This window comes from uncultured Nitrospira sp. (assembly GCA_902500695.1).
In the GTDB taxonomy this organism is placed as follows: Bacteria; Nitrospirota; Nitrospiria; order Nitrospirales; family UBA8639; genus Nitrospira_E.
Genome location: CABVRQ010000107.1, coordinates 3567 through 11141, shown reverse-complemented (window position 1 = coordinate 11141; position 7575 = coordinate 3567). Strand labels below are relative to the sequence as shown.

Below are 7575 nucleotides of genomic sequence, written 5' to 3'. Positions count from 1 at the left end.
ACCCGTGGGAAAAGAGGTCAAAATTGGCAGACCCCTACCTGACTTTGAAGGTACAGAGCCAAGCGCACTCAACCCATTCCACATATTGCTCCAGGTTCAACTCCCATAATTTCGATGGCGGCAGAATATAAGGGACCAACTCTGAGGGAAGTTGCGCTCTTTTGCTAGATCCTCTATTGGGGACTTCCCCTGCTTTGACAGACACACCTAAAAAGACCCTTCGGGATTTGGTGGAAACCCAGTGGATAGAAACCAGGGCAACTGGCTCCTCCGCCTAAGTGGATTTTTTAGCATCATTTCAACTCAAGGGTGATCATGGTGTCCTCGTTAGGGGGATAGTCCCTGACAACCCCCGGTCCATCACTCGGGATAATATGCACCTTACCGCCATAACTGTTACCCGGTATCGATAGGCTGACGGTGTTGCCGGAAATGTTGGCGCGTATGTTCTTGTGTTTGTTGGTATCGCCGGCGTCCACCAGGGTGAACATGGTGTTCGCAGTCGAGTTTCGCTGGGGGTAATAGAATATATCCAGATGCGGCGTGGCTTGGTTCCAAGTACGGTCATTACCCTGATACATATTGCCTTTGACAATTAAACTGTTGGCCTTCACAAAAATCGGCACATGCTCTTTCACCACATCGACCTTGAGCCATTGTTTGCCGGAATGAACAGAGCCGTTGTAGTAATCGATCCAGCTTCCCTCCGGCAGATAGACCTTTCGAATGGGTTCTTGATCATGAATGGGCGCGACTAATAACGAGGGGCCAAACAGGTACTGGTCCCACATGGCATACGTTTGTTCGTCATCGGGGTACACGCCCGCAAGCGGTTTCATCAAAGTTCCCTGCTCTGCTGCGGTATTCAACAGTGAGTGGGGTTGCTGTGCTATTCGAATGGCCAAAAGGTCCGTGTCTTGTAGTCTATCACAACCGTTTCGCCGCCAGACCACTTCAGCCACACATCCTGCGAAATCCCAGGATCTTACAGCGCTGTATTTGGGAAGGAGACGGCAGTGAGTTCCCCAAGTGGGTCGACATTCAATGAACGCCTGTCTATTGCTTTGGTCAAGCAGGTTGTAGTTTTGTATTGCTCTCCGTCCGGCTGGTGAACGTAGCTGTTATTTATCAAGGTCTGAGCGTTGAGTCCATTTGGCCCGCCTCGCAAAAAAACCTTAAGCTTAAGCTCCAAACCAGGTGGAGGCTGAACACATGAATTTGTTCACTGCTCATAAAGGATGGTGGACTGCTTTGGCAGGTGGAAGTCTAGTTGTTGCGTTTCTTACCATGGATGACCTAGGAATACCTGGGGCTTTGGGCAAGGCCATTGGGATGATGCTTGTCTCGCTACTTGTCACCGGAATTCCATGGTTGTTTTACCGCATCATCAAGAAGCCTTTGACGACGACTCAGATCATGTCAACGGTTACTGTAATGTGGGCGTTGTTTGCACTCTCCCAGTTCGTAGCGTCCTCGTCCGGAGGGGAGACTTTGGCCCGAGGTGTAGTATTTCATCCAGAGGGATGTGACTACTCGGTTGAGTTCCAGGCCGAGCCTAGGTATTACACCACGCAGAAAGCACTAGCAAATGGTATCCTTGTGACCCTACGCGGAGCCGAGCTTGTGGTCTCGGATGGACGAGGACTGACGAGAGCTGAGTGCATAGCGGTTAATTATGATTTGAACGCCGAGGCACAAGATGATGTGATTTCGGCGATGCAACAAATTGCTCTTGATCTAGGTTTGTCGCGGCCTGACTTTGCTTTTGAAAAAGGAAAGCTTGGTGCAGTGGCTACTATTACTGGGGTGAAGGATACGGAGCGCGGTAGGATAATCGCCAGGGTAACGAATTATCATGGGACTGGATCAATCATGACTTTGTATGTGACCTCTCTGTCCGCGGACTTTCAAACTTCGGAAATGACAAGGTTTGGGCGATCGATCCGTCTCCATTGAGATGTTCAGTCTCCTTAAACAGTATAACAGGTCGCTCAACGCAGAAAGGGGACAGACTCCTATTCTGCAGGGATAAGGTGCTCAAAAACATTTTTTTCTATAACGTCGATACATCGGTTCAAAGTCGAAGGTTAAGATGGCGTCCGAACAGCAACCGAATACTGATTTGCAGAAAAAGACCGAGATAGTCTCCCCTGAGAGCTTTGCCTTTGTGATGAATGTTGGGCATCTCGAAGACGGGGTAGAGCATACGCTGATCCCGGGGCATCTGATCAGACGAGCGACCTTGAAAGAAATTGCAGTCATCGAGCAGACTCTGCAGCGAATGGTTGGGAGTTGGCTGCACAATTATAGGTACTTTTGGAGGCACCGTTGGCCTCATCCTGGTGGAACTATTGAAATATTGCCCGAAATTGAGTGGAGATATTTCGTAATTGCATTCAGGGGTTTCAACACCACAATGAACAATTTACAGTATGCATTTGACCTCGCCCCCCTTGAACTTGAAGTTGGTTTTACAGTTCTGTACAGCGATGTCGCTGGCGAGCTGGACTATGCGGTGAATTGGAATGAAGGACGTCTATTTCATGTACTAGATGAAGCACGGTACAGCAATACCTTCTTCCTTGATGTCTCCGCGAGAGATATTGAAATGATCAGAGCTATCCATTTGCGTCTTAAAGAGCATGATCCTCGTCACATCAATATGAAACGCCTTGCTACACAACTCAGTCAACTCAAAGGACTCCCACACAAGTCTCCGCTCCGTTTCTTAGGGTATTTTGGGATCCTCGAATCCTGGTTGACTCACGCCCCAAAAGCGACAGATCCTTACGATTCAATAACTCGCCAGGTGAAGAAGAAAGTGGCGTTGCTCGATAACCGATGGGGTATTAGGCTCGATTACTCACCCTTTGGCAGCACACCGCCGGAGACCGTATGGTCCAAGATGTATGCCTATCGTAGCCTGGTGGCGCATGGTGGCGCCCCTGAGTTTACTGGTGCCCTCGCGGCTCTTGGAAACGACGAGTCTGCCTTGGTGCTTGTGAAGGAGACTGTCAAATCCGTAATTCGGTACGCCTTAGAAGAACCGAAGCTCCTCCTTGATCTTCGAGAGTGTTAGAGCTGGCCAATTCTTATATCAACTGTGACATTTAATGGTGACCTTCTAGGAGGCCTCTGAGACGGGCTCGTAAGCGACACGATGCTGGATATTGATTCTTCACGAACCGGAAACTCCGTCGAATACGCGGAATATTATTCGTCTGTGTGCGAGCATCCCATTCGGCTTGCATCATTTCTCTTTTCCTGTATGGGTTGGAGGTGTCATGAAGCGCGTGATGAACATTGTCCTGGCGGTGTTGTTAGGAATTTTTTTTATTGCAGCGGGTGGAGCCAAGCTCATGGGCAGCCAGTCCCAGGTTGAACATTTTGCCCAATGGGGGTATCCCCTCTGGTTTGTATATTTAACTGGGTTCATTGAAGTCGGCGGCGGAGTCAGTTTGTTTCTTCCGAAGACGCAATGGTATGGCATTGTGGTCTTGAGCATCACTATGGTGGGTGCGGCGCTGACACACCTGAAGGCTGGAGAAATGGGTGCTGTGCCTGTCCCACTTGTGCTTCTCGGTCTTCTGCTCGTTTTGGCTTGGACTATGAGAAAAGATCCTGGCAAGAATCCAGCAAATAAATGAACTCCTGGAAATAAGAAAGGTTCGAAGCGTCATCAATGTTAGATGTTGTTCTCTATGAACCGGAGATTCCGCCGAATACCGGGAATATTATTCGTCTGTGTGCGAACACGGGATTCGGCTTGCATCTGATTCATCCGTTGGGATTTGAGCTGGATGATAAACGGGCGCGTCGGGCCGGGTTGGATTATCATGAATTGGCCAGGATGAAGGATTATCCCACGCTGCAGGATTATCTGGATGCTCAAAAGCCCTTACGAATTTTTGGCGTTACCACTAAAGGCCAGAGACCCTACCACGAGGTGGCCTTCCAACCTGGGGACGCCTTGTACTTTGGCCCCGAGACGCGGGGCCTGCCTGCCCATATTTTAGAAGCCCTTCCTCCAGACCATCGGATACGCATTCCGATGCGGCCTGATTCTCGTAGCCTCAACTTGAGCAATGCAGTGGCTGTCGTCGTTTATGAAGCCTGGCGACAGTTGCATTTCCATGGCGCCAAGTAGGCCATAGGTCCGTAGGCGAGGGAAGCTAATTCTGCTAGAGTAGGTACTTTCAATTTTGGGAATTTCTCGGGAAACTTGAAACGAAGAATCTTGCTAGGTTCTGGAGATGTTTGTCCTGGGCACAGATCCTCCGGCTCAGGATGATAATATCGTTGAGGTCTTACATAGGCTTAAGCTGGCCGTCAAATATCTAAAGAATTACACGAATTTTTGCCAGTAAAGAAAGGTCATCGGATGAAGGAGATTTTGTTTGTGGGGGCGGGGTCGGTTGGTGGGTATTTCGGGGCGCATCTGGCTCGCCACAATCCGAATGTGTCATTTCTCCTCAGGCCGCGCACCAGAGAAGCGATCGCCAAAAACGGGTTGACCATCAGGAGCGCGATTGGTGAGAGCTTTACCGTGCATCCCACCGTGGCTTCCGATCCCAGGGAATTGCCCCAACCGGATCTGATTGTGTTGGGGATCAAAGCCTATAACCTGGATGAGGTTATGGATCAGATTGAGCCGCTGGTGAAACCGGACACGATTATTCTGACCTTGCAAAATGGGGTGACGATTGAGGATACGCTGATGACCCGCTTTGGCCGTGAGCGGATTGTGGGCGGGGTGGCGTTTATTTATTCCAAGATTGCTGAGCCGGGGGTGATCGACCATTATAAAAAAGGGATGCTGACCATTGGCGAACCGTTGGGTATGGAAACGCCCAGGCTCCAAGCCATGTTGGCGTTATTTAAAGGGGCAGGCATTCCCTGTTTTATCAATCCTGATATCCGGCGCGCCAAGTGGGAGAAAATGTGTTGGAATTGTGTCTTTAACCCCTTGACGGTATTACTGAATGATCGGGTGGCAAAAGCCTTGGATCATCCGGAGTTCCAACCGGTCATTGCGACCATCGTGCGGGAGGTTTCGGCGGTGGCCATGGCTGTGCACCGAGTACCGTTGGATGAGGATATGCCGGAGAAGGTGGTCAAGTGGGCTCAAGAGCTTCGGGATATTCATACGTCGATGTATGATGATTGGTTGGCCGGACGGCCCACTGAGATTGATGAGCTGAATGGTTTTATAAGCGAACAAGGCAGGGCGTTTGCTGTGCCCACTCCCATGAATGACATGTTAACGGCATTCATTGTGGCCATGACCGCATCCAAGCCTTCCGCCGAGGACGCGATAGAGGTAGGCGGGGACATCATGCAGACTCTCCACTTTACGCGAACGACGCTGGCGCAACTTCCTGCGATGCATCAGATTTCTGAATTGCCCACATTGATGCCCGGCATGAATATTCGAGGCGTCAAACTTCAAGCACTACTTGATGTTGTGACCCTTGATGTGGGAGCCGACCATGTGACCTTCGAGTCGCAGGATGGAAAATTTTCGGCCTGTCTGACGATGAAGCAAGCTGTGGAGTTTGGCGTCCTGGTGTATGAATTGGATGGTGCGCCCTTTCCTTCCGAACGCGGCGGGCCGTTTCGCCTGGTCACTCCTGGATTGGGTGACTTGTGCGCCAATGTGAAACAAGTCGGCAAAATGATCTTTTCCAAAGGCCTGGTTTCGGATAGTCGTCCACCTCAAGTCTGTCCAGAGAAAGAGTAGGTTTGCTTTGATGCACACTTCGCACCGCGTTCCTCTTATCTATAATCTCTTTCCACGCCTGGCCGGGCCGTGTGATCGCTGGCTTTCTCATGCGGAGCGGGCGGCAGGTATGGGATTTAATTGGCTCTTTGTGAATCCCATTCATCTCCCCGGATTCTCGGGAAGTTTATATGCGATCAAGGAATACGATCTCCTGAATCCGGCATTTCTGCCGGAAGGGACTCAGGATCAGCGTCTTGATGTGTTGCGTCCCACGCTTCAAGGTATTGCCCAATGCGGCCTGGCGCCCATGGTGGATTTGGTACTGAACCACACCGCCATCGATTCATCCTTAGTGTCTCAGCACCCCGACTGGTATATGCGGGATGAACACGGAAAAGTTGAAAACCCCTATGCGGTTGACCCGGTTGATCCCAGCAAGAAAACGGTGTGGGGCGACTTAGCTGAAATTGATAATCGGCATTCTCCCGACCGTGAGCATCTCTGGGAGTTTTGGGGGAAATTGGTCGACCGGTATCTTGAGTTGGGTTTTCAAGGGTTTCGATGTGATGCGGCCTATAAAGTTCCAGGTGAGTTGTGGAGTTTCCTGATTAAACGGGCGCAACGCGTGAATCCGCAAGCTGTCTTTTGGGCGGAAAATCTGGGATGTACCCTGGAGCAGACGCGCGCGCTTGGGGACGCGGGGTTTCACTTTTTTTGTAACAGCTCCAAATGGTGGAACTTCAAGGACGCCTGGTGTTTAACCCAGCACCGTGAATTTCAGAATATGCCCTCCATTGGGTTTCCTGAATCTCATGATACCCCGCGCCTGGCGGCCGAGTCTGGAGGGCATGAGGCGGTTCAACGCCAACGCTATGCCTTTGCCGCTTTGTTTTCTACCGGCCTCATGATCCCGATGGGGTATGAATTCGGATTTCAACGGTCACTGCATGTGGTGGAGACCAACCCTGATGATTGGGAATCCCCACGATGGGATTTGCAGAGTTTTATCCGTGCGGTGAATCATTGGAAGTTGGAGGTGCCGCTTTGGCAAGGGGAAGGGGAGCTGGTTCAACGGTCGATGAGTCACCCCAACCTGTGCGTTTTGGAACGGCGGTCGTTGGAAAATTCACACAATTGGGCGCTCCTCTGTCTCAATACACATGTTCATGAACCGGTTGATGTGGCCATCGGTGATTTGGGTACCCTCCCGTCTTCTCCCAGACTGTGGCGTGTCAGCTCGCTCGATCAGCATCCTGGTTCCCAATCCCTTCCTGAGCGAGTGGTGTTCCAGCCAGCCGAAGTCATTGTGATTACAGACTTTTAAGTGTGGTCTTGAGATTGCAACTGAATAGAAGGGGCCGTAAAATGCTCCTTTCTTTATTCACAGGGTTTTATTATGGGATTTTTGGGAAAGGACGAGAAGAATGTCAGAGCGGACGTTAGCAATTATTAAGCCTGATGCGGTGGCCAAACATGCAATTGGTGATATTGTCCGCCGTTATGAGGAGGCCGGATTATTTCCGGTTGCCATGAAAATGATGCGGTTATCCAAAGGGGTAGCGGAAGGGTTCTATGCCGTGCATCGAGAACGCCCCTTCTTTAACGATTTGACGACCTATATGAGTTCAGGGCCGGTGGTGGTCGTGGTGTTGGAAGGGAAGGACGCGGTTAAAACACACCGTGATCTGATGGGAGCGACCGATCCCAAAAAAGCCGATCCGGGAACTATTCGAGCCGCGCATGGGGCTTCTATTGAGGCCAATGCGGTGCATGGGTCCGATTCGGCCGAGAATGCTCAAATTGAGATTCGGTACTTTTTTGCGGAATCCAATCTGGGCTAGTGGAAAGACCAA

8 protein-coding genes are annotated in these 7575 nt (G+C 50.7%); 7 read left to right on the top strand and 1 reads right to left on the bottom strand.

Annotated features, from left to right (window positions below):
- Nucleotides 1-293: 293 nt before the first annotated feature.
- On the bottom strand, nucleotides 294-839 hold the full coding sequence (locus AAH187_RS17550) for a hypothetical protein (protein WP_342349783.1): 546 nt from the start codon (nucleotides 837-839) through the stop codon (nucleotides 294-296).
- Nucleotides 840-1212: 373 nt separating this feature from the next.
- Here AAH187_RS17550 and AAH187_RS17545 point away from each other — a divergent pair, with 373 nt between their 5' ends.
- The 7 genes from AAH187_RS17545 to ndk all read left to right on the top strand — a co-directional run bounded on the left by AAH187_RS17545 (nucleotide 1213) and on the right by ndk (nucleotide 7563).
- Nucleotides 1213-1956, top strand: a complete 744-nt coding sequence (locus tag AAH187_RS17545) for a hypothetical protein (protein WP_342349782.1) — start codon at nucleotides 1213-1215, stop codon at nucleotides 1954-1956.
- Between the two features lie 136 nt (nucleotides 1957-2092).
- Nucleotides 2093-3079, top strand: coding sequence for a hypothetical protein (locus AAH187_RS17540; RefSeq protein ID WP_342349781.1), 987 nt, complete (start codon nucleotides 2093-2095; stop codon nucleotides 3077-3079).
- 205 nt (nucleotides 3080-3284) lie between these two features.
- Nucleotides 3285-3647 (top strand): DoxX family protein, encoded by a 363-nt coding sequence (locus AAH187_RS17535; RefSeq protein WP_342349780.1) that lies wholly within the window; start codon nucleotides 3285-3287, stop codon nucleotides 3645-3647.
- Nucleotides 3648-3682: 35 nt separating this feature from the next.
- Complete coding sequence (trmL, locus tag AAH187_RS17530; protein WP_342349779.1) at nucleotides 3683-4147, top strand: tRNA (uridine(34)/cytosine(34)/5-carboxymethylaminomethyluridine(34)-2'-O)-methyltransferase TrmL; 465 nt, start codon at nucleotides 3683-3685, stop codon at nucleotides 4145-4147.
- A 234-nt stretch (nucleotides 4148-4381) separates the two neighbouring features.
- Nucleotides 4382-5740 (top strand): 2-dehydropantoate 2-reductase, encoded by a 1359-nt coding sequence (locus AAH187_RS17525; RefSeq protein WP_342349778.1) that lies wholly within the window; start codon nucleotides 4382-4384, stop codon nucleotides 5738-5740.
- 10 nt (nucleotides 5741-5750) lie between these two features.
- Nucleotides 5751-7046, top strand: coding sequence for a hypothetical protein (locus AAH187_RS17520; protein ID WP_342349777.1), 1296 nt, complete (start codon nucleotides 5751-5753; stop codon nucleotides 7044-7046).
- Between the two features lie 100 nt (nucleotides 7047-7146).
- Nucleotides 7147-7563, top strand: coding sequence for a nucleoside-diphosphate kinase (ndk, locus tag AAH187_RS17515; RefSeq protein ID WP_342349776.1), 417 nt, complete (start codon nucleotides 7147-7149; stop codon nucleotides 7561-7563).
- Nucleotides 7564-7575 lie beyond the last annotated feature (12 nt).

What these genes read in the sequence shown, in the direction of transcription:
- AAH187_RS17550 (WP_342349783.1), bottom strand. Translation starts at nt 839, where the DNA reads ATGAAACCGCTTGCGGGCGTGTACCCCGATGACGAACAAACGTATGCC.
- AAH187_RS17545 (WP_342349782.1), top strand. Translation starts at nt 1,213, where the DNA reads ATGAATTTGTTCACTGCTCATAAAGGATGGTGGACTGCTTTGGCAGGT.
- AAH187_RS17540 (WP_342349781.1), top strand. Translation starts at nt 2,093, where the DNA reads ATGGCGTCCGAACAGCAACCGAATACTGATTTGCAGAAAAAGACCGAG.
- AAH187_RS17535 (WP_342349780.1), top strand. Translation starts at nt 3,285, where the DNA reads ATGAAGCGCGTGATGAACATTGTCCTGGCGGTGTTGTTAGGAATTTTT.
- trmL (WP_342349779.1), top strand. Translation starts at nt 3,683, where the DNA reads ATGTTAGATGTTGTTCTCTATGAACCGGAGATTCCGCCGAATACCGGG.
- AAH187_RS17525 (WP_342349778.1), top strand. Translation starts at nt 4,382, where the DNA reads ATGAAGGAGATTTTGTTTGTGGGGGCGGGGTCGGTTGGTGGGTATTTC.
- AAH187_RS17520 (WP_342349777.1), top strand. Translation starts at nt 5,751, where the DNA reads ATGCACACTTCGCACCGCGTTCCTCTTATCTATAATCTCTTTCCACGC.
- ndk (WP_342349776.1), top strand. Translation starts at nt 7,147, where the DNA reads ATGTCAGAGCGGACGTTAGCAATTATTAAGCCTGATGCGGTGGCCAAA.